The organism is Ruegeria sp. SAZD013 (genome assembly GCF_059612525.1).
Genome location: NZ_JBXWQT010000020.1, coordinates 743,744 through 765,064, shown reverse-complemented (window position 1 = coordinate 765,064; position 21,321 = coordinate 743,744). Strand labels below are relative to the sequence as shown.

18 protein-coding genes are annotated in these 21,321 nt (G+C 58.4%); 10 read left to right on the top strand and 8 right to left on the bottom strand.

What is annotated here, in order from left to right:
* The first annotated feature begins 30 nt into the window (after window positions 1-30).
* Window positions 31-1,152 (top strand): flavodoxin-dependent (E)-4-hydroxy-3-methylbut-2-enyl-diphosphate synthase, encoded by a 1,122-nt coding sequence (gene ispG, locus AC2FLU_RS10005; RefSeq protein ID WP_209503626.1) that lies wholly within the window; start codon window positions 31-33, stop codon window positions 1,150-1,152.
* Between the two features lie 166 nt (window positions 1,153-1,318).
* Complete coding sequence (locus AC2FLU_RS10000) at window positions 1,319-2,137, top strand: DUF2189 domain-containing protein (RefSeq protein ID WP_480473337.1); 819 nt, start codon at window positions 1,319-1,321, stop codon at window positions 2,135-2,137.
* Between the two features lie 57 nt (window positions 2,138-2,194).
* Here AC2FLU_RS10000 and AC2FLU_RS09995 read toward each other — a convergent pair whose 3' ends face one another.
* Together AC2FLU_RS09995 and AC2FLU_RS09990 are read right to left on the bottom strand one after the other, a co-directional pair.
* Window positions 2,195-2,953: a DsbA family protein gene (locus tag AC2FLU_RS09995; RefSeq protein WP_480553759.1), complete on the bottom strand. Its 759-nt coding sequence runs from the start codon at window positions 2,951-2,953 to the stop codon at window positions 2,195-2,197.
* A complete protein-coding gene (locus AC2FLU_RS09990; protein ID WP_480553758.1) occupies window positions 2,950-4,332 on the bottom strand; it encodes a M48 family metalloprotease in 1,383 nt (460 codons plus the stop codon). Before AC2FLU_RS09990 ends, AC2FLU_RS09995 begins: the two co-directional genes overlap by 4 nt.
* Between AC2FLU_RS09990 and AC2FLU_RS09985 the strand changes: the two genes are divergently transcribed.
* The 3 genes from AC2FLU_RS09985 (at window position 4,331) to AC2FLU_RS09975 (ending at window position 9,365) form a co-directional block, all read left to right on the top strand.
* A complete protein-coding gene (locus tag AC2FLU_RS09985; RefSeq protein WP_496811959.1) occupies window positions 4,331-5,494 on the top strand; it encodes a pyridoxal phosphate-dependent aminotransferase in 1,164 nt (387 codons plus the stop codon). The two genes, AC2FLU_RS09990 and AC2FLU_RS09985, sit on opposite strands and share 2 nt — an antisense overlap.
* 66 nt (window positions 5,495-5,560) lie before the next feature.
* Window positions 5,561-6,781, top strand: a complete 1,221-nt coding sequence (locus AC2FLU_RS09980) for an N-acetylmuramoyl-L-alanine amidase (protein WP_496808718.1) — start codon at window positions 5,561-5,563, stop codon at window positions 6,779-6,781.
* Window positions 6,782-6,875: 94 nt separating this feature from the next.
* The gene (locus tag AC2FLU_RS09975) at window positions 6,876-9,365 is read left to right on the top strand and encodes a penicillin-binding protein 1A (protein ID WP_496808719.1); all 2,490 of its coding nucleotides are present in this window, start codon (window positions 6,876-6,878) and stop codon (window positions 9,363-9,365) included.
* Here the strand turns inward: AC2FLU_RS09975 and AC2FLU_RS09970 are convergent.
* Window positions 9,359-10,189, bottom strand: coding sequence for an aminoglycoside phosphotransferase family protein (locus tag AC2FLU_RS09970; RefSeq protein ID WP_480553754.1), 831 nt, complete (start codon window positions 10,187-10,189; stop codon window positions 9,359-9,361). The genes AC2FLU_RS09975 and AC2FLU_RS09970 overlap by 7 nt on opposite strands.
* 77 nt (window positions 10,190-10,266) lie before the next feature.
* On the opposite strand from AC2FLU_RS09970, the gene prfB reads away from it, so the two are divergent.
* The 4 genes from prfB (at window position 10,267) to AC2FLU_RS09950 (ending at window position 14,411) form a co-directional block, all read left to right on the top strand.
* Window positions 10,267-11,394 (top strand): peptide chain release factor 2, encoded by a 1,128-nt coding sequence (gene prfB, locus AC2FLU_RS09965; protein ID WP_496808720.1) that lies wholly within the window; start codon window positions 10,267-10,269, stop codon window positions 11,392-11,394.
* Window position 11,395: 1 nt separating this feature from the next.
* Window positions 11,396-12,100 (top strand): M50 family metallopeptidase, encoded by a 705-nt coding sequence (locus AC2FLU_RS09960; RefSeq protein ID WP_496714788.1) that lies wholly within the window; start codon window positions 11,396-11,398, stop codon window positions 12,098-12,100.
* Between the two features lie 102 nt (window positions 12,101-12,202).
* On the top strand, window positions 12,203-13,603 hold the full coding sequence (locus AC2FLU_RS09955) for an amidase (protein WP_496714789.1): 1,401 nt from the start codon (window positions 12,203-12,205) through the stop codon (window positions 13,601-13,603).
* Window positions 13,604-13,625: 22 nt separating this feature from the next.
* Window positions 13,626-14,411 (top strand): DUF2189 domain-containing protein, encoded by a 786-nt coding sequence (locus AC2FLU_RS09950; RefSeq protein WP_480553751.1) that lies wholly within the window; start codon window positions 13,626-13,628, stop codon window positions 14,409-14,411.
* A gap of 9 nt (window positions 14,412-14,420) precedes the next feature.
* Here AC2FLU_RS09950 and AC2FLU_RS09945 read toward each other — a convergent pair whose 3' ends face one another.
* From AC2FLU_RS09945 to AC2FLU_RS09935, 3 genes are all read right to left on the bottom strand, one after another.
* Entirely contained in the window at window positions 14,421-15,140 is a 720-nt protein-coding gene (locus AC2FLU_RS09945; RefSeq protein ID WP_480553750.1) for a helix-turn-helix domain-containing protein, read from the bottom strand.
* A 313-nt stretch (window positions 15,141-15,453) separates the two neighbouring features.
* A complete protein-coding gene (gene ilvN / locus AC2FLU_RS09940; RefSeq protein ID WP_209503637.1) occupies window positions 15,454-16,014 on the bottom strand; it encodes an acetolactate synthase small subunit in 561 nt (186 codons plus the stop codon).
* Between the two features lie 68 nt (window positions 16,015-16,082).
* Window positions 16,083-17,834, bottom strand: a complete 1,752-nt coding sequence (locus AC2FLU_RS09935) for an acetolactate synthase 3 large subunit (RefSeq protein ID WP_480473311.1) — start codon at window positions 17,832-17,834, stop codon at window positions 16,083-16,085.
* Window positions 17,835-18,254: 420 nt separating this feature from the next.
* Here AC2FLU_RS09935 and AC2FLU_RS09930 point away from each other — a divergent pair, with 420 nt between their 5' ends.
* A complete protein-coding gene (locus tag AC2FLU_RS09930; RefSeq protein WP_480493005.1) occupies window positions 18,255-19,100 on the top strand; it encodes a HalD/BesD family halogenase in 846 nt (281 codons plus the stop codon).
* Between the two features lie 106 nt (window positions 19,101-19,206).
* Here the strand turns inward: AC2FLU_RS09930 and AC2FLU_RS09925 are convergent, their stop codons facing one another.
* Both AC2FLU_RS09925 and AC2FLU_RS09920 read right to left on the bottom strand, forming a co-directional pair.
* Window positions 19,207-19,854, bottom strand: coding sequence for a response regulator transcription factor (locus tag AC2FLU_RS09925; RefSeq protein ID WP_267363844.1), 648 nt, complete (start codon window positions 19,852-19,854; stop codon window positions 19,207-19,209).
* On the bottom strand, window positions 19,851-21,284 hold the full coding sequence (locus AC2FLU_RS09920) for a cache domain-containing protein (RefSeq protein ID WP_496808721.1): 1,434 nt from the start codon (window positions 21,282-21,284) through the stop codon (window positions 19,851-19,853). The genes AC2FLU_RS09925 and AC2FLU_RS09920 overlap by 4 nt, the downstream gene beginning before the upstream one ends.
* Between the last annotated feature and the right edge of the window lie 37 nt (window positions 21,285-21,321).

Below are 21,321 nucleotides of genomic sequence, written 5' to 3'. Positions count from 1 at the left end.
CGCAACTCAGGCAGACGCGGATCCGTCCTTATGTCCCTTAATCACGTGCGCCCCTGGCGTGACATATATCGTCGTAAATCCCGTCAAATCATGGTCGGTAACGTTCCCGTCGGGGGGGATGCCCCGATCGCCGTTCAGACCATGACCAACACCCTGACCACCGATGTGGCGGCAACGGTGGCGCAAGTTCAGGCCGCAGCCGAGGCTGGCGCGGATATCGTGCGCGTTTCAGTCCCAGATGAGGCGTCGGCTAAGGCATTGAAAGAGATCGTGCGCGAAAGCCCGGTGCCCATCGTTGCGGACATCCATTTTCACTATCGCCGTGGTATCGAGGCGGCCGAGGCAGGCGCTGCCTGTCTGCGCATCAATCCCGGCAACATCGGCGATGAACGCCGGGTGAAAGAAGTCATTCAGGCCGCGCGCGACCACAATTGCTCGATCCGGATCGGCGTGAATGCGGGCAGTCTGGAAAAGCACCTGCTTGAGAAATATGGCGAGCCGTGCCCCGAAGCGATGGTCGAAAGCGGGTTGGAACATATCCGCATCCTTCAGGACAATGATTTTCATGAGTTCAAAATCAGTGTGAAGGCCAGCGACGTTTTCCTGTCCGCCGCCGCATATCAGGGCATAGCCGAAGCCACTGATGCGCCCATCCATCTGGGTATCACCGAGGCGGGCGGACTGGTGTCCGGCACCATCAAATCTGCCATCGGGTTGGGCAACCTGCTGTGGATGGGGATCGGCGACACGATCCGCGTCAGCCTGTCTGCCGATCCGGTGGAAGAGGTGAAGGTTGGCTTTGAAATCCTCAAATCCCTTGGTCTGCGCCACCGTGGCGTCAACATCATCTCATGCCCGTCCTGCGCGCGGCAGGGGTTTGACGTTATCAAGACCGTCGAGGCGCTGGAACGTCGTCTGGAACACATCAAGACACCGATGAGCCTGTCAATCATCGGCTGCGTGGTCAACGGACCGGGCGAGGCGCTGATGACCGATGTCGGGTTTACCGGTGGCGGGGCAGGATCCGGGATGGTCTATCTGGCGGGCAAGGCCAGCCATAAGATGTCCAACGATCAGATGATCGACCACATCGTGGAGCAGGTCGAAAAGAAAGCCGCGGAACTGGACGCGGCTGCGGAAGCGGCGGAGTAGTGTGGGGTCGGCTGTGTCGGTAAGGCAGACATAGCGACCTTACTCATCCCTTGCCCTGATGCCTGAGCTGTTGCAAACTTGTTTCGTGACCGAACGATGCCTGTTTCGCCGCCGGTTCAGTCGGTAAACAGAACAGCGCGGACCCATGCTTTGGGAGGAGTGTGTCATGACATCCAAGACCGCAGGCCCTACGCCACCTGAGAACCTGACGCCACACCAGCAGGCCATGCCCAAGGTCAATCGGGTTACTTCGGATGATATAAAGGCGTCGCTAAAAGCTGGGTTCTCCGATTTTCTGGCGCGCCCCTTCATGAGCGGTTTCTTCGGGTTTTTCTATGCGGCTTTCGGCATCCTGATGGTCTGGAGCTTGGTCTGGCTTGGCAAGATCTGGATGATCATCCCAGCGATTGTCGGGTTTCCTCTGGTCGCGCCTTTCGCCGCTGCAGGACTTTATGAGATGTCCCGGCGGTTACAGAAGGGAGAGAAATTTGGCTGGTATGAAATCCTCACAGTCATGGCCGATCAACGCAAGCGCGAAATGGGCTGGATGGCCTTTGTTACGCTGTTCATTTTCTGGGTTTGGGTTTACCAGGTCCGGCTTTGGCTTGCGATCATCCTGCAGAATTCATCCTTTTCGGATTTTGACGGATTCTTGAACATCATCTTGTTCACCCCGCAGGGCTGGACATTCCTAGCAATCGGCACCTGTGTCGGGGCGTTTCTGTCGGCTGTCTTGTTTTCGGTCACTGTCGTCGCCATGCCCATGCTTCTGGACCGGGAAACAAATTTCGTTTCAGCCATGTTGACGTCTTTACGCGTCGTCTCGGAAAGCCCTGTGGTCATGCTCGGCTGGGCAGCGATCATCTCGGTCACAATGTTATTGTCGATGGTTCCGGCGTTTATGGGCTTGATCTTTACCTTGCCGATCCTTGGCCATACCACGTGGCATCTCTATCAACGGGCCGTGGAACCGGTAGACGGCTGAGGTCAGCGATCAGTCCGCCTTTTTGTCTGGGGGCAGCTGTGCCGCCCCCAATACCTATCAACCCTGTTCTGCGCGAACGCCATCTGCAATCTGCTGCATCTGATCGGCAGGCAGATAGCCGCGCAGCAACTCGGTTCCCAACACGAATGAGGGCGTGCCCGAAATCTGCATCCGTTGCGCCAGGGCGCGGGTGCGGCTGATCTCATCCGTGACGCTGTCGCTGTCCATCGCGGCGATGATCGCGTCACTGTCCAGACCCAGCCCGTCAGAGATGCGGCGAAGAGTTACTTCTGAGGGTTCGCCGCTGAATTCCATCAGCGCATCGTGAACCTGTTTATAGGCGTCATTGCCCGCCACTTGCTTGGTTGCCACCGCAAAGCGAGAGGACAAAACAGATGCGTCGCCCAGAATTGGCAGTTCTTTGATCACAAAGCGGATATTGCCATCGCTGGCCAGCAGGTTTGCCACTTCGGGCACCGCGCGGCGGCAATAGCCGCAGCGGTAATCCATAAACTCGACCAGTGTGATATCGCCATCCGGGTTGCCCCCAACCCAGCTAAAGCCATCGTCGAACAGTTCGGCCGCATTGGCGGCAACCAGTTCCTTGTCTGCGGCCGCTTCGGCCACTGCGTTTCGCTGTTCGAGGATATTGATTGCCTCGATAATGACTTCGGGGTTTTCCAGCAGGTATTCGCGTACCTGAGCGCCAAACTCTGCCTTTTCGGCATCATTCATCGCGTTCAGGTCCAGCGCCTGCGCTGAGGTCGCCGCCATGGAAAGCCCCAGAAGGGCAGGTGCAGCATGTCTGAGGATCATTTCCGTTTCCTTTTATCTTTCTTGAGTCGTTCTGAGGCAATCAACACGTCTTGTGCCCTTTGCCAACCCGGAGAGCCTTCCGGCAATTGCGCCACGGCCCGTTTCGCGTGAATTCCGGCATCCTCCATCCGACCCTGCAGGGCATAGCGCTCTGCCGTCACGGTCGAAGCCATGCCGTTATTTCCGACCTGCGCGTAAGCCACACCCAGGTCCTGCATCAGGCGTGCATTACGAAAGTCGCGCGCACGCGCCTGTTCCAGTGCATTCAATGCCTGTTTTGTTTCCCCTTGCGCCAACAGTGCGCGCCCATAGCCCGCAAGGATCAACGCATTGTTAGGTGCCATTTCAACAGCGCTTGCGTAGGCTTTAACAGCCTCGCTTACCCTTCTGTTTTCCAACAGGATTTGCCCTTTCAGGTCGTAATAGAACGGGTCATCAGGACGCTCGGCAAGCGCCGAGTCTATCGCGGCACGAGCGCGGGACAGATCGCGATTCTGATGATAGGCCGAAGCCTCTCGCATCAGGCGGATGTCGCGGTAGGGTTCTTCGCCGGCGCGCCGCAAGGTCCAACTGGGCGACCGCAGAAAGGCCGACAGCTTGCCTTTAACCCGCGCAAACCAGTAATCCGCATTGGGGTTTGGAACGGCTCGGTCGCCAAACTCATCCAGGAAAGCCTCGGCGGCGCGCAGACGATCACGGCTTGTCGGGTGTGATCGCATATAGGGGTCCTGGTTGGCGACACTCAGCAGTTCCTGACCGGCGAACTTTCGGTGCAACTCCACCATCCCGCTGGGTGAGATTTCGGCCCATCGCAGGTAACTTGCGGCGCTGCGGTCGGCGGATGCCTCTTCCGCGCGGGTGTGACCCAGAAAACCGCGGATTGCCGCGCCTTGGGTGCCAGCAGCGATCCCGATGGCGGCCTCGCCCCCACCCGCCGCTGCAGCCAGCAGGGCCAAAGCCGTGCCGAGGCTGGCGTTGCGCTGCGCGGCTTTCAGGTTCTCAGCCCGTCGCGCCAGATGACCATTCGAGATATGGGCGGCCTCGTGGGCGATGACAGCCTGCAACATCTCAGGGCTTTCGACGGTCAGAATCAGCCCGTAGTTCACATAAATCGCGTTGTAGTCGATGACGAATGCGTTGAACGTGTTGTCGTTTACGACCAGAATCTGAACCCGGTTCGTGTTCAGCCCCGCAGCCCGCAACACCGGAAAGGCCAGTTCACGCAGGCCATGTTCGATATCAGGGTCGCGGATTAGGCTCTGCGCGTGCGATTGCATCGCTGCCGCCAGCCAGACGACAACGGCAACCATCAGGGCCGGGATTGACGCCAACCGGGATACGCGCTCAAAAGCCATGACTGCAACATGGGAGATGGGCATGAGAAACTCAACCCGGTCCGGGGTCGATCCCTTCATCGTGATGGATGTGATGGAGGCGGCACGCAAGGCCGAAGAGGCGGGTCGCCACGTGATCCACATGGAAGTCGGCCAACCCGGAACCGGCGCGCCAAAGGGCGCGACCGAGGCTTTGGCCGCGGCGATGGAGCAAGGCCCGCTGGGCTATACGGTTGCCCTGGGTCTGCCCGCCCTGAGGCAGCGGATCGCCCGGCTTTACGGGGATTGGCACAATGTCGATCTGAACCCAGAGCGGGTGGTGATCACACCTGGCTCGTCCGGCGGATTCCTGCTGACCTTTACCGCATTGTTCGACAGCGGTGACCGTGTCGGTATCGGGGCGCCCGGCTATCCGTCCTATCGCCAGATCCTGAAGGCGCTGGGGCTGGTCCCGGTCGACCTGCCGACCGCGCCGGAAAACAGGTTGCAGCCCGTGGCGGCGGATATTCAGGGGATGGACCTGAAAGGGCTGATGGTTGCCTCGCCCGCAAATCCGACCGGTACGATGCTGGACCGTGCCGCCATGAGCACCCTGATCCAGGCGGCGCACGGGCAGGGCGCGTCGTTCATCAGTGATGAGATTTACCACGGGCTGGAATACGAAGCCAAGGCCGTGACGGCGCTGGAGCTGACTGATGAATGCTATGTGATCAACTCGTTCTCGAAATACTTTTCGATGACCGGATGGCGCGTTGGCTGGATGGTGGTGCCTGAGGATCAGGTGCGCGTGGTCGAACGGATTGCTCAGAACATGTTCATCTGCGCCCCTCATGCCAGCCAGGTCGCAGCGCTGGCTGCGATGGATTGCGACGACGAATTACAAGCCAATCTGGATGTGTACCGCCGCAATCGCGCGCTGATGCTGGACGGGCTGCCCAAGGCCGGGTTTTCGAACATAGCGCCGCCCGACGGGGCGTTTTATGTTTATGCAGATGTATCCGACCTGACCGACGACAGCCGCACATTTGCGGCCGAGATTCTGGAACTGGCCGGTGTGGCCGTGACGCCAGGGCTGGATTTCGACCCGCAGCGCGGCCATACCACATTGCGTTTTTCCTATGCGCGCGCGACGGATGACATTCAGGAAGGGCTTGAGCGTTTGCGCCTTTTTATGGCGCGGCGCGGCGCTGTCAGGGAACCGGCCTGAGCCGTTCACAAGCGGCCGCTTGTGGTATAGGGTGCCCGGCAAACGATCTCGGGAAAACTTGAGGCCATGAGCAGGATCTTCTTTAGCATTGCGCTGTGTTGGGCGTTGGCTGGTGGTGCCATTGCGCAGGATTTCAGCGCGTTGGCGCGTGTCCAGCCTGACCAGAGCCGTATTACGGATGTCGGGCGTACCGGTGTTCGGGTGGACATCGCCCTCAGTCAGGGCGTTCCCTACAGGATTTTCACCTTGCAGGATCCCTACCGTATGGTTCTGGACTTCAACGAAGTGGATTGGGTCGGGCTGATCCGCGAAGATTTCCTGCAATCCGATCGCATCAGCGGCGTGCAGTTTGGCGCATATGTTCCGGGTTGGTCACGTCTGGTGCTGGAACTGGGGGCGCCGATGGCAGTGACGAAAGCAGAAATGTCGGTGGCAGAGGATTCAGGTGCTGCATTGCTGTCGCTCGACCTCAAGGGGACGGATTTCGATGCCTTCAACGCCTCGGCAGGTGCGCCGCGAAACCCGGGCTGGGACTTGCCGGAACCGGCGGATGTGCCTCAAGCCGCGGTGCGCGGTGCCGACCGACCCTTGCGTGTCATGCTGGATCCGGGCCACGGAGGCATTGACCCGGGGGCCGAGACTGACGCGATTGATGAAAAAACCCTGATGCTGACTTTCGCACGTGAGCTGCGCGAAATCCTTCTAAGATCAGGCGGGTACGAGGTGGTTCTGACGCGGGTCGACGATCAGTTCGTCTCGCTGGAGCGCCGAATTGCGCTGGCGCACCGGGCCGGTGCGGACCTGTTCATTTCGCTGCACGCTGATTCCCTGTCCGAAGGGCGGGCGCATGGCGCTGTGGTTTATACCCTGTCCAACGATGCCTCGGATGTGGCCAGTGCGAAGCTGGCGGAACGGCACGACCGCGGGGATTTGATTTCCGGTATCGATCTGAACGGGGCGGATGATCAGGTCACCGATGTTCTGCTGGACATGGCCCGTCAGGAAACGATGCCACGCACAAGCGCGCTGGCCAAGGCCATCGCAAACGGCCTGGCACAACAAGGCGGGCCGATGAACGGCAAACCCTTGCGTACCGCATCTTTTTCAGTACTCAAGGCGGCGGACATCCCGTCGGTTCTGGTCGAGCTTGGATTTCTGTCCAGTCCCAGAGACCTGAAGAACCTCAAAGATCCTGATTGGCGTGCAAGAATGGCGCTGGGAATTCATCGGGGGCTTGAGGATTGGCGCCAGCAGGATGTGATCCGCAAATCCCTTATTGGTCAGTGACCTTGCGGCGCAAAACGGCTAGAATACGCTCGGTGTTTTGACCCTTGGGCGGCGCATCACTATATATGCAGCACCGCGAAAAAAAGGCAGTAACGTGATCCGGTTCATTCTTTCGATTTTCGGGGCGATTTTCAGCCTCGTGACATTGGGTATTTTCATGGCCGCGCTGGTGATCGGCGCGGTGTTCTGGATGTATGGGCGCGACCTGCCCAGCCACGAGTCACTGGCACAGTACAAACCACCCACGATCAGCCGGATCTATTCGGGTGAAGGCAAGCTGATTGATGAATTCGCGCAGGAACGCCGCCTGTTTACGCCATCCGAGGAAATCCCGGATCTGGTGAAGCAGGCGTTTATTTCGGCGGAAGACAAGAATTTCTACAACCATCAGGGCTATGACCCGCGCGGCATCATTGCCGCCGGGGTCGAGGCAGTGCGGACCAAGGGCGAAACCGTACGCGGTGCATCAACCATCACGCAGCAGGTCATGAAGAACTTTCTGCTGTCCGGTGACCGCCGGGCCGAGCGTAAGATCAAGGAAATCATTCTTGCGACTCGGCTTGAGGATACATTGGACAAGGAACAGATCCTCGAACTTTATATGAACGAGATCTTTCTGGGCCAGAACTCGTACGGTGTGACTGCCGCTGCGCAGACCTATTTCAACAAGACTCTCCAGGAACTGGCCCCGCATGAGGCCGCCATGCTGGCTGCCATGCCCAAAGCGCCGTCAGATTACCACCCCGTTTGGGAAAAAGAACGCCTTCTGGCCCGGCGCAACTACGTGTTACGTGAGATGCGGCAGAACGGTTACATTGATCAGGCGACCTATGAGGCCGAGGTCGAGCTGCCTCTGCGCTCGGTCCAGAACGGAGATTTTGAAAGCTTCCGTACGGCCCTGCCGCCCCGCGACTATTTCACCGACGAAATCCGCCGCCAGCTGAGCGAAGATTTTGGTGAGGGCGAGTTCTTTACCGGGGGCTTCACCGTGCGTGCATCGGTGGACGAGGAAATGCAGGTTGAGGCCGCACGGGCCTTGCGCGAGGCGCTCGAGAAATACGACCGGTCCCGTGGCAAATGGCGCGGAACAGGTGACGTGATCCCGGAAGAAAAACTGGCGAATGAGGCGCAATGGCGCGAGGCGCTGGCGACCATGGAAATTCCGCGCGACGTTATTCTGCCAACCCGTTGGTATCCCGCCGTGGTTCTGGGCGTGACCGACCAGCAACTGACCGTTGGTGTCGAAGAAGGTCCTGCCGATGGGATTATCCCGCGCGCGGACATCAAGTGGATGCAGGGTGATTTTGCGGCCAACTTCAAGCGTGGTGATGTCATTTTTGTCGTTGCGGGTGAAGATGGGCAATGGTCGGCGCGCCAGGTGCCCGAGGTACAAGGCGGCTTTGTCGCGATGGATGTGAACTCGGGTCGTGTTCTGGCGATGCAGGGCGGGTTCTCGTATCAGGATACCGTGTTCAACCGGGCCACACAGGCACAACGCCAGCCGGGATCGTCGTTCAAGCCGTTTGTCTATGCTGCCGCGCTGGACAGCGGATACAGCCCCGCGACCATCGTTGTCGATGCGCCAATCGAAGTGAACACGCCGCAGGGTCTGTGGCGCCCCAAGAACTCCTCCAACAAGTTCTACGGCCCTACACCTTTGCGAACAGGGATCGAACAGTCGCGGAACCTGATGACCATCCGTCTGGCGCAGGAAGTTACAATGCCCGTTGTTGCCGGCTATGCGGAACGGTTCGGTGTCTATGACCGGATGGGCGCGTTTTTGGCCAATTCGCTGGGGGCCGAGGAAACCACGCTTTACAAGATGGTCGCGGCCTATGCGATGTTCGCCAATGGCGGCCAACGTGTGGAACCGACTCTAGTCGACCGCATTCAGGACCGGTTCGGAAAAACCATCTATCGCCACGATGACCGTCAGTGTCTGGACTGTAACTCGACCTGGCTGGAACCAGATGAATCGCCGACCCTTGTCACGGATCGCGCGCAGGTCATGGATGCGATCACCGCCTATCAGCTGACATCGATGATGAAGGGCGTGGTGGATCGCGGGACAGCATCCGGCGTAGTGAATCTGCCGGTGCCAACAGCAGGCAAAACCGGAACCACCAACGACTCCAAGGATGCGTGGTTCATCGGCTTTACGTCGAACATCGTGGCGGGTTGCTACATCGGCTATGATCGACCGCGTCCGATGGGACGTGGGGCCTATGGTGGCACGTTGTGCGGCCCAGTTTTCCAGAGCTTCATGGAAAAAGCGGTCGAGAAATACGGCGGTGGTCCGTTTGAAGTGCCCGAAGGCGGCCATTTCATCAAGATCGACCGTTTCAGCGGGGCCCGCCTGCCAGATGATGCCACCGGTGATTATGTCGTGGCCGAATTCTTCCGCGACGGTGTCGATGGATTCATCGACCGTGTCTATGATGGTGGTTTTGCCATCGGATCGGATCTGCCATTGTTTGAAGAAGTGCAGCGCGCGGGGGTTCAGGTTCAGACGTCAACGGGCGAGACCGTGACCGTTGGACCGAAAGCTTCCCAAGGGGACCTGAGCACCGGCGGGCTTTACTGACCGGCCGCTTTCAGAAACAGGTTTAGTAGATCAGCTTCTGCGTCACCGCAGATCGGGCCGTCAGATCGCCAGTAGATGGACAATGCGCATTTCGCGGCAGCCCATTGAGCCAGCCGTATTCGTGGTACACTCATTGCTTTGGAATACTCCGACAGACAGGTTTCGATTTGCAGGGGCTGGCGCACAAGATCCGGCATTCCCTTAGGGTGTCGCAACGCGTTGGCCAGTTCAAAAGCGGGATCGCCTAGATAACCTTTTGCATCGATGATCCGGGGTCCTGATGGTGTCATAATGACATTGTCTGGGTGAAAGTCCCCGTGAAGAGGTACGGGTAATGGTTGGCTGTCTAACAGGTCTTCACTTAGTGCAATCGCTGACTTCACCGCGTTACGCAGTTGGGCAGGGCACTCGGCCGCAAAGGTGCATTCAGCCAAAGGGGCGAACACCTTTTGCAAGGGTTTCATGCCAGTGGCGCTGACCGGGCCCCCTGCGTGCAAACGTGCTGCTGTTTCTGCAAGTGTCTTGACGGCGTCTTCGGGCCTGCCCGCGCGGGCGATATCCCCCAGAGATGGTCCATCCAACCACTCCATCAGCACGGCGCTCCGTGCCTCTTCCAAAATCCGAACAGCGCCCCTGTCGCGCCACCCGACCAACAAGCTGGTGCCCGGTTTTTCGTTCCCGCGATCTTGCCTGCGATAAAGCTTCAAGGCAGCCGGGCCGCAATTGGATTGTACTTTCCACACTCTTGCATGGCCGGTGTCCGCAACCAGTTCAGGCAAGTGCAAATCCCATCTGCCCAGAAACTCTTCGACTGTGTTTTGCATTCAGGTCAAGCCTGTCTTGTGGTGTCTCGCACCTCTTGCTATCACGCAGGCCTGATTGAGCAAGTTGGGACAAGACCATGCGCGCCGAAACCCAGAACATCGTGGCGGATATCAATAAGTCGCTGGAGCTGCTGGCGCAGCGTATGGACTATGAAACCGCGCCGCATCGCCTTGAGGAATTCAACGCGCGCGTCGAAGACCCCAACCTTTGGGATAACCCTGAAAACGCGCAGAAACTGATGCGCGAGCGGCAGATGCTGGTCGATGCAATCGAGACGTATGAATCCATCAAGACCGATCTCAGCGACAATATCGAACTGATTGAGTTGGGCGAGATGGAGGAAGACCAAGAAGTCGTTCAGGATGCCGAAGCGGCGATCAAGACGCTGAAAGCCAGAGCCGCCAAAAAAGAGCTTGAGGCGCTGCTGGACGGTGAGGCTGACAGCAATGATACTTTCCTCGAAATCAACTCGGGCGCGGGGGGAACCGAAAGCTGCGACTGGGCGTCGATGCTGGCGCGCATGTATGTGCGCTGGGCAGAGAAAAAGGGTTACACGGTCGAGCTGCAATCCGAGACACCGGGCGAAGAAGCTGGGATCAAATCCGCAGCCTACAAGATTTCTGGTCACAACGCCTATGGCTGGCTGAAATCGGAAAGCGGCGTGCATCGGCTGGTGCGGATTTCGCCCTATGACTCGGCGGCCAAGCGCCACACGTCGTTCAGCTCGGTCTGGGTCTATCCGGTGGTCGACGACAATATCGAGATCGAGGTGAACCCGGCCGATATCCGCATCGACACCTACCGGTCTTCGGGGGCTGGTGGCCAGCACGTGAACACCACCGACTCGGCCGTCCGGATTACACACATCCCGACCGGGATTGTTGTGACCAGCTCGGAAAAGTCGCAGCACCAGAACCGCGATATTGCCATGAAGGCCCTGAAGTCGCGTCTGTACCAGCAGGAACTGGATCGCCGCAACGCGGATATCAACGCCGCGCACGAGGCCAAGGGCGACGCAGGCTGGGGCAACCAGATCCGGTCTTACGTGTTGCAGCCCTATCAGATGGTAAAGGACCTGCGAACCAATCACGAAACCTCGGATACCAAAGGCGTTCTGGACGGCGATCTGGACGGATTCATGGCGGCAACCTTGGCCCTGAACGTGGCAGGCAAAAGCCGATCCGAGGCGCAGGGCGACAGCTAAGGTGACACGCCAGCGTTCCCTTCTGGACCTGCTGAAAGGGCACTGGCAGCTTATCCTGATCACCGGTCTGGTCTTTGCGCTCTGGAATACGCCGGTTGTTGTTCCGCTTAAGATTCTGGTCGTTTTTCTGCATGAGCTGTCTCATGCCGGGACAATCCTACTGACTGGCGGCTCGGTCGAGAGTTTCACGATTTCACCCCAGCAAGGCGGAATGGTGATCGGCCGGGGCGGCAGCAGATTTCTCAGCCTGTCCGCCGGGTATCTCGGCTCGCTTGTGTTTGGCATTGCGCTTTTGATCATCGCCTTGCGGACAAATGCTGACCGTGCTGTTCTGGCTGTTTTCGGCGCAATCATGTGTCTGATCGCACTGCTGTACATACGCGATGCTTTCGCCTTACTGTTTTGCGCAGGGGTCGGGACGGCAATGATTGCGACAGCGTGGTTTATGAGCCACGAGGTCAGTGATCTGGTGCTGCGCGTCATCGGGCTGACCAGCATGATCTACGTGCCGTTTGATATCTTTGATGACACCATCCGACGATCCGGTGCGCGCTCGGACGCGTTCCTGCTGGCCGAGGAATTCGGCGGCACCGCGATGCTGTGGGGTGGCGTCTGGCTGGTGTTGAGTGGTGGCGCCATTGCCCTTTGTCTACGGTATTGGCTGGGCCGGAACAGCAACCTGCCATTGCACGGCAAAGCGTTGTGATGCCGTTGTATGTTAAGCAAGAAAAGATACATCTAAACAGTGGGTTTAAATGAGGTGAGCCGCTCGCTAGGCTGTTGAAGAACAACAACAGACTGGCGTGTTATGGACCTGACCCGGATATCTGCAACAGAGCTTCTGAACCAACTGGCTACCCGGCAGGTTTCGGCCATGGAAGTCATGCAGGCCACGCTGGATCGCATTGCCAAGGTCAACGGTGGGGTGAACGCCATAGTGGCGCTGCGGGACAAGGGCGAGCTGATGGCCGAAGCACAGGCCCGCGACAGCGGCCCCGTCGCTGGCCCGCTGCACGGCTTGCCAATTGCCGTCAAGGATTTGGTCAATGTAGCAGGTATTGTCTCTTCGCATGGATCGCCTGTTTTCAGGGATGTCGTCCCTGACAGGGATGATCTGATTGCCGCTAGGATGCGGGCCGCAGGCGCCATCCTGATCGGCAAGACCAACACGCCGGAGTTCGGGCTGGGCTCGCACACGTTCAACCCGGTCTATGGTGCGACGCGCAACCCGTATGATGCCAGTTTCACCTGCGGTGGCTCATCCGGTGGAGCAGCAGTGGCTTTGGCGACGGGTATGGTGGCATTGGCCGACGGGTCCGACATGATGGGCAGCCTGCGCAACCCGGCGGCGTGGAACAACATCTATGGCTTTCGCCCAAGCTGGGGCAGGGTGCCGTCTGATCCTGTGGGTGACAGTTTCCTGCATCAACTGTCCACGCTGGGGCCGATGGCGCGAAGCCCCGAGGATCTGGGTCTCCTGCTCGATGTGATCTCGGGGCCTGATCCACGCCTGCCGCTGGCCAGAGATTGTACGCCGGTGTCACCGGTGGTCGCAGCAGATCTGAGCGGGCTGCGCATTGGCTGGCTGGGCGATTGGGGCGGGGCCTTTCCAACAGAGGTCGGAATTCTTGAGCTGTGCCGGGATGCGTTGAAGGTGTTCGAAATGCTCGGCGCGCGCGTTGAACATGTCGCCCCGCCTTTTGATGCCGAACGGTTATGGACCAGTTGGATCACCCTGCGGTCCTGGAGCGTTGCCGCAGGGCTTGAACCCTTGGCTGAACGACGGGACCACCTGAAAGACACAGCACAGTGGGAGCTGGATCGGGGTCTGACGATGAGTGCCATGGATGTGCATCACGCCAGTGTTATCCGGTCAGACTGGTTCCGGCGCGCGGCTGAACTGTTCGAGCAGTTTGATGCCCTTGTCCTGCCATCCGCACAGGTTTGGCCGTTTGGGATTGAAACACCATACCCCACACGGATCGCGGACTGCGCAATGGATACATATCATCGCTGGATGCATGTCACGGTACCGGTCAGCCTGATCGGCTTGCCTTGTCTGGCTGCGCCTGCCGGATTTGGTGTGCAGGGCCTGCCCATGGGCTTTCAACTGTTTGGACCAAGAGGGTCGGATCAGAAATTACTGTCGGTCGGGGCGGCCTATCACGCCGAAACCGACTGGCCCAACAAGAGGCCGGCGATGTCATAACGCCGATCAGGGAGGAGACTTAATGGAAAAGCCATTTGGCGTTCCGGACATGCGTCCGGTAGATACTGCCATGCTACGCGCCGCGTTGGGGCGCGCCTGGGCCGACTTTCGGCGTGCGCCGCAGTTCGGGTTGATCTTTGCCGGGTTCTACGTGCTTGCGGGATGGGCGATGGCATGGGTCACCATCCAGACCGGTACAACCTTCTGGCTGGTTCTGGCAGCCATTGGCTTTCCGTTGATCGGCCCGTTTGCCGCTGTTGGCCTTTACGAGGTGTCGCACCGGCTGGAACAGGGTGAACCGCTGGATCTTGGCGCAATCTTTGGTGTCGTGCTGCAACAAAGCCGTAGGCAATTGCCGTCGATCTGCGCCATCATCGTCGTGGTGTTTCTGTTCTGGTTTTTTCTGGGGCACATGATCTTTGCCCTGTTCCTTGGGCTGGCCACGATGACAAACGTGTCATCCTCGCTTGAGGTCTTTCTGACGGCGAATGGCCTGACAATGCTGGCTGTGGGCACGGTGGTCGGGGCGGTTTTCGCAACCGTTCTGTATATGATCACCGTTTTGTCGATCCCACTGCTGCTGGATCGCGAGTTGGATTTTGTCACGGCAATGATTGCAAGCTTTACCTATGTGTCCGGGAACTTTCCGGTGATGCTTGCCTGGGGGGTGATCATCGCTGTTTTGACGTTTCTGGCCATGGTGCCCTGGTTTTTGGGCCTTCTGGTGGTCCTGCCACTGTTGGGCCACGCCAGTTGGCACCTGTATAGGCAAATCACCCAAGTCGAAGGCGAGGGCACATCGTCCTGAGAAAACCGGTCAGGGATACTGTGCCGGATTGTTGGTCGACAACCGTGCAGCGGCGAAAATCGCCGTTGCATCGTGCCCGAGATATTTTAGAACCACGGGTTCCGGTGTCGAAGGGTTGGCCGGGCTTATGACCGTGCCGCGCCACTGAACTGCTGTTCCCGTCGGATCGGGTGCAATCATATAAACACGACTGTTCTGACCCGCTCGCTGAGAGGTCAGCATATAGACGGAACTGCCGGTGCAGGCGACGATCCCCTGTATTTCGCGCGCCTGTGGTGTTGCTTCGGGCATCGCGGCGCGCGACACATATCCGCGTATCAACGTGCATTGGGCCAGTGGTCGGGCGTGCAGCAAGGTCATACGGTGCGAGGCCGAGACGCTTTCGATCACGGCATAAAACCCCGGAGAAAACGCAGTTCTGGCGATCATGTCCACACCTGATCCCAGGAACTCGGTCAAGGCCGCCGCTGCGGGGTGGTCCTCGATCTTTTCAATTTCGTCCAGAGGCTTCAGGAGAATGCGCGCATCCACGTCGAAAAACCGGCAGATGCGATCCAGAACATCCGGCCGTGGAACACTTTCGCCCGAAAGATACCTGTTGAATTGCGTCCGATTCACGCCAAGCTTGCGGCACAGTGCTGAGACTGACCGATACCTTCGTGCCAGTTGCCGCAGGTTCGCACCAAACATCGCGCGAAGTTCAGACGGGCTGCGAATGTCGTCGGTCATGGATGCCCACGCCTTGCTGAGTTTCCCGAAAAACCATCGCAACACCGGGCCAGACCCTGGCGCGCATTCAAAAATCGTACAGATTGACCCCAAGCAACGTATCCCCACGTCGCGTTGCGGCATCGAGGCTAATGCCATTAAGTGCAATGGCAATAGGCTTTATGTGAAAATACCTGATCCTTATTCGGAAAAGCCGGCCCTATGGCAAATTTAGCGCATAGAAGGGCGCGTGGGTTGGTTTTAAAAATGCCCACCAACCTCAAATAGTGTTTCCGCCTTGGGTGCAAGAAAAGTCCCAAGGCGGGTACGTTGTTCAGTCGCCGCGCAGTAGGGCCGCCACGCCGGTGCGGGCGATTTCCATCAGGCCCAGCGGGCGCATCAGGTCAGCAAAAGCGTCGATCTTGTCCGGCGCGCCGGTGATCTCGAAGATGAAAGAGTTCAGAGTGCTGTCGACCACATTGGCGCGGAAGATGTCAGCCAGGCGCAGCGCCTCGACGCGTTTGTCGCCTTCTCCCACGACTTTTATGATGGCCAGTTCGCGTTCAACCGACGGGCCTTCGACCGTCAGGTCATGCACGTCATGGACAGTCACGATCCGGCCCAGCTGCGCCTTGATCTGCTCGATCACCTGCGGCGTGCCGGTGGTGACAATGGTGATGCGGCTCAGGTGTCCTGTGTGATCCACCTCGGCCACGGTAAGGCTTTCGATGTTATATCCACGCCCCGAGAACAGCCCAATCACGCGGGCCAGGACACCGGGTTCGTTTTCGACCAGCACGGCAATGGTGTGGCGTTCCTGCACGTCCGAAAAAGTAGGCCGTAGGTTATAGGCCGAATGGCGGTTGGAGCCTTTTTTGATATGTAGGGCAGACATTTATGTCCCTTTCATCATCCTGTGTTTGCCGGGCGCAATGGTCGCCCGGCGGTAATCCTCGGACGGTATCAGACCAGAACCGAACCTTTGCTGTCGATCACGCCCTGCGTTTCGGCCTCACCCAGAAGCATCTCGTTATGCGCTTTGCCGGACGGGATCATCGGGAAGCAATTCTCGTGCTTTTCAACCAGACAGTCGAAGATTACCGGACCGTCGTAGTTGATCATTTCCATGATTGCGTCGTCCAGATCGGCGGGGTCGGAACACTGGATGCCTTTGGCGCCGAACGCTTCAGCGAGTTTTACGAAATCGGGCAGGGCTTCGGACCAGGAATGCGAATACCGCTCGCCATGCAGTAGCTCTTGCCACTGGCGGACCATGCCGAGGCGTTCGTTGTTCAGGATGAACTGCTTGACCGGAAGACGGTACTGAACGGCCGTTCCCATCTCCTGCATGTTCATCAGCCACGAGGCTTCACCGGCGACGTTGATCACTAGCGCGTCCGGATGTGCCATCTGCACACCGATCGAAGCGGGGAAGCCGTAGCCCATAGTGCCCAACCCGCCTGAGGTCATCCAGCGGTTGGGGTCTTCGAACCCAAGATACTGTGCTGCCCACATCTGGTGCTGGCCGACCTCGGTGGTGATATAGCGGTCATACTTTTTCGTCAGTTCTTCAAGCCGTTGCAGCGCATATTGCGGTTTGATCGACTTTTCGCTGTTGGTGTAGGACAGACAGTTGATCTTACGCCACTCAGAGATCTGTGCCTGCCATTTCTTGACAGCCGCTGCATCGGTCTTGCGCCCGCGTGACTTCCACACCTTCAGAATGTCTTCCAGAACATGCGCCACGTCGCCGACAATTGGAATATCCACACGGATGACCTTGTTGATCGAAGACGGATCAATGTCGATATGGGCTTTCTTCGACTTTGGAGAGAACGCGTCAATGCGCCCGGTGATCCGGTCGTCGAACCGTGCACCGATGTTGATCATCAGGTCACAGCCGTGCATCGCAAGGTTCGCCTCGTAGAGGCCGTGCATCCCCAGCATACCCAACCAGTTTTCGCCTGAGGCGGGGTAAGCGCCCAGACCCATCAGGGTTGAGGTGATCGGGAAGCCCGTGGAATCCACCAGTTCGCGCAACAACTGGCTGGCTGCGGGGCCAGAGTTGATGACACCACCGCCCGTATAGAAAACCGGCTTCTTGGCTTTCTCAATGGCTGCAACAAGCTCGTTGATTTCCTCCAGATCGCCTTTCAGCACCGGCTGGTAATGCGAGGTCGAAGGTTTCGGACTGTTGTATTCACCCGTGGCAAACTGCACATCCTTGGGAATGTCGATCAGAACCGGGCCGGGACGACCCGATTTGGCCACATGGAAAGCCTCGTGCAGCGTCTCGGCCAGCGAATTCGTGTCCTTTACCAGCCAGTTATGTTTGGTGCAGGGGCGCGTGATGCCAACGGTGTCGGCCTCCTGAAAGGCATCCGATCCGATCATGAAGGTCGGGACTTGTCCGGTCAGAACCACAATCGGGATCGAATCCAGCAACGCATCGGTCAGGCCGGTAACTGCGTTTGTGGCACCGGGACCAGAGGTTACAAGCGCAACACCTGGCTTGCCGGTCGACCGCGCATAGCCTTCGGCGGCGTGGATTGCACCCTGTTCGTGACGCACCAGAATGTGACGAATGTCGTTTTGCAGAAAGATCTCGTCATAGATCGGTAGGACGGCGCCACCGGGGTATCCGAATACCGTGTCCACGCCCTGATCCTTAAGGGCCTGAACTACCATCTTTGCGCCGGTCATCTCACGTGTCATCTGCTTTGCTCCGTTCGCGACATGTGTCTTGCGTTTGACAAAAAAAAGCCCCCGAAATTTCGGAGGCGCATGGGTTCGATTATGGTTTACCGTTACCGGCCCATGCGCGTGGTTCCTACGATTACGACTAGCGTTCTCATCGCCAGAGGCTCCTTTTTGCTTGGAGGGGACATTATGTTCGGGGGGGAGAAGCGTCAACAGGCAAATCCACCAATTTTCTATCTCAATGGCGGTATTTTTCGAAATTTTGTTGCGCAGATTGCCGCACGCCGGGAATTTCCGGGAAAAGGGCGGGCATTTTCGTGAGGGCGGGACAGGTATGAAGGTCTGAATGCGTCAGGTCGATGTCTGAAACTGGCATGATCCGGTGATTTGTCTGCGTCACGCTGACCTTGTGTTCGCAAACGAGGGAGGCGGAGCATGTTACAGGACCTGGTAGATCTGGGACGATATCCGATTGATCGCCCGGATTCGCCAGCTTACAGGCGATTGATCGGGGATTTGCGGCGCGAGTTGGAACAGGACGGCTGTGCGGTTCTGCCGGGTTTCGCACATGCGCAAGGGATCGAGCTGTTGGTGCAGGAGGCCGACGAGGTGGCACCCAATGCACACCGGTCTTTCAATCGCACAAATGCCTATTTCACCAAAGACGACCCACGGTTCGACGCCGCCCATCCGATCAGACGGTTCTATGACCGGTCGAACGCGTTTGTTCCTGCTGACAATTTTGCGCATTCCGGTCCTTTGCGCAGGATTTACGAGTTTAGCGGATTTCTTCCCTTCATTCGGGATGCGCTGGATGAGCCTGAGGACCGCTTCTTTCGTTACGATGACCCTCTGGCAGATGTGATCATCAATGTCGTGGAAGAGGGGCAGGGCTTTCCCTGGCATTTCGACACCAACAACTACACCGTGACACTGGCGATCCAGAATGGCGAGCAGGGCGGTGCATTCGAATACGCACCCAATCTGCGCACAGCCGAGGATGAGAATTTCGATCAGGTCGCGTCGGTTCTGGACGGAAACAATGAGCGCGTTCATCGGTTGGAGCTGCGACCTGGGGACTTGCAGATATTCAAAGGCCGCTACTCCCTGCACAGGGTCGCCCCGGTCAAGGGCACGCGGCGGCGGTATGTGGGTATCTTTTCATTTGTCGAGGCCGAAGGCATGTGTGGTGGGATCGAACGGACGCAGCAGCTCTATGGACGCGTGTTGCCACACCATTATGAGCGTGCGGGTTTGCGAAAAGATCAGTTGCTGGATTGAAGGGGCACTACCGGAGGTCAAGGCTCCCGCCCGTCGTCAACGCGCCTGTGGCGCGTCTTCTCTGGTTGGGCCGGGTAGCGCGCTGCGCGCTGCGGCCGCGCATCGATCAGAAGCCGACCCCGGTGCCTTGCAGCATGCCATGTTCCAGCGCGTAGCGGGTCAGCCCGGCGGTCGAGGATATTCCCAGTTTGCGCTTGATGTTCTTGCGATGCGTTTCAACCGTTCGCACCGAGATATCCAGCTTTTGCGCAACTTCTTTGTTTGATTTGCCCTGCGCCAGTTCCAGCAGAATTGTTTGCTCGCGCCCAGTCAGCGCCTCGCGTGCGTTGTCGCCTTTGGGTTTCAGGGACCCACTTGCGCCTGTGCACAGATACTGCTCACCCCGCATGACCGCATCGATGGCCTGCTTGATCTCTTCGGTTGGGACATCTTTGAGAACATAGCCTTTTGCGCCGTGGCTGAGCGCGGTCGAAATATACTCGGGGCTGTCGTGCATCGACAGGATCAGGATGCGCGTATCGGGCAGACGTTCCAGAATGATCTCCGTGGCGCTGAGACCGCCGAGGCCAGGCATGTTCAGGTCCATCAGGATGACATCGGGGGCGAGGCCAACCGCCTGATCCACCGCGGCCTGACCGCTGCCGAGAGTTCCAACCACTTCGATATCGTCGTAGCTTTCAAGGATCGACTGAATGCCCTCGGCCACCATGGGATGATCGTCGACAATAAGAACTCGGATGTTTTTGGCGCTCATGTACCGGCCTTTCGGTTCGGAGTTGCGTCTTCCTGCGGAGGCAACAGGTGGCTCAGCGGCAGGCTGGCCTCGATTACCGTACCGCCGCGCGGTCCGCGTGATGACAGAATACGCAGCGATCCGTCAAGTTGCTCAATTCGCTCCTGCATGTTGCGCAGACCGATGCCGGTGGTTGGGGTTCCGGATTCTGCGCGCAACCCACGGCCATTGTCGGTGATCCGCATGGTTGCGCCTTTCTTGTGGCCGCGCAGGTCAATCGTCACATAAGAGGCATCCGCGTGGCGTTCGATATTTGTCAGCGCCTCTTGTGCGATGCGGTAGAGTGCGATCTTGCTGTCCTGATCCAGCCGGTTGCGGAATACGACGGTGGAAAACTCGGTCTCGATCCCGGTTCGTTCGCGAAAATCGTCGGTCAGAGCCTTCAACGCAGGTCCAAGGCCAAGGTCATCCAGCACGCCGGGGCGCAGGTCGCGGCTGATGCGGCGCACCTCGGTGATAGCGGTGCGAAGATGGTCAATGCCTTTGTCCAGCGGATCGCGCGCGCCTGCATCATCGCCGCGCAACAGCCGGCGGCGCGCATTGTCCAGCGCATAGCGCACACCCACAAGGATCTGGCTTATGCCATCATGCAGTTCGCGGGCAACCCGGCCGCGTTCCTCTTCCTGCGCGTCGAAGACACGCTGCGTCAGTTCTTTCAACTTGGCATCCGCCAACCGTCTCTCGCGAATGTTCAGCAACATGCCCGAAGCAAAAACAATCAGAACCGCAGCAACAACAATGGCGCCGATATACATGAAGGTGCGCTGCACGCGGGTCTCAACCTCGGCCCTTGCGTTGGCGACTGTGGCGACAATGTCGTCAATGAAGACCCCGGTACCCACGACCCAGCGCCAGTCCTGCAACCCGACGACATAGGCGATCATCTGCGCCTCATCCCCGGTCGAGGGTTTTTCCCACATGAAGCTGTGCCACCCGGCTCCCTGACGGGCGAGGCGAATGAACTCGTCAACGATAGGTGTGCCATCGCTGTCGGTCAGACCTTCCCAGTTGCGGTTGATGAATTGTGTCTGACGGGGGCTGACCAGATTGTTGCCATCATAATCGTAAACGAAAAAGAACCCGTCCTGCCCATAGATCATTGCCGAAAGTATCTGCGAGACAAGGTTCTTCGACACCTCATCGTCCGGTTCAGCGCGGCCATAGATATAGGCAAAACCATTGCGCGCCTGCGTCACGTAGTTGCGCAGTTCTTCTTTCTTGGCCTCGATCAGGCTGCGCTCCAGGGCTTCGATCTCGCGCTCAGCGGTCGCACGCGCCTCATATGCGACAAGCACAGCGATTGCTGCCACGGCCACAACCAGCGGGATTGCGGCCACCAGCGACAGTTTCTGCGCATAGGTCAGCGAAATCAGATGTCGGATTCTTTGCATGGACGAATCGATACGCAAGCGGCGGCAAAAATGCAAA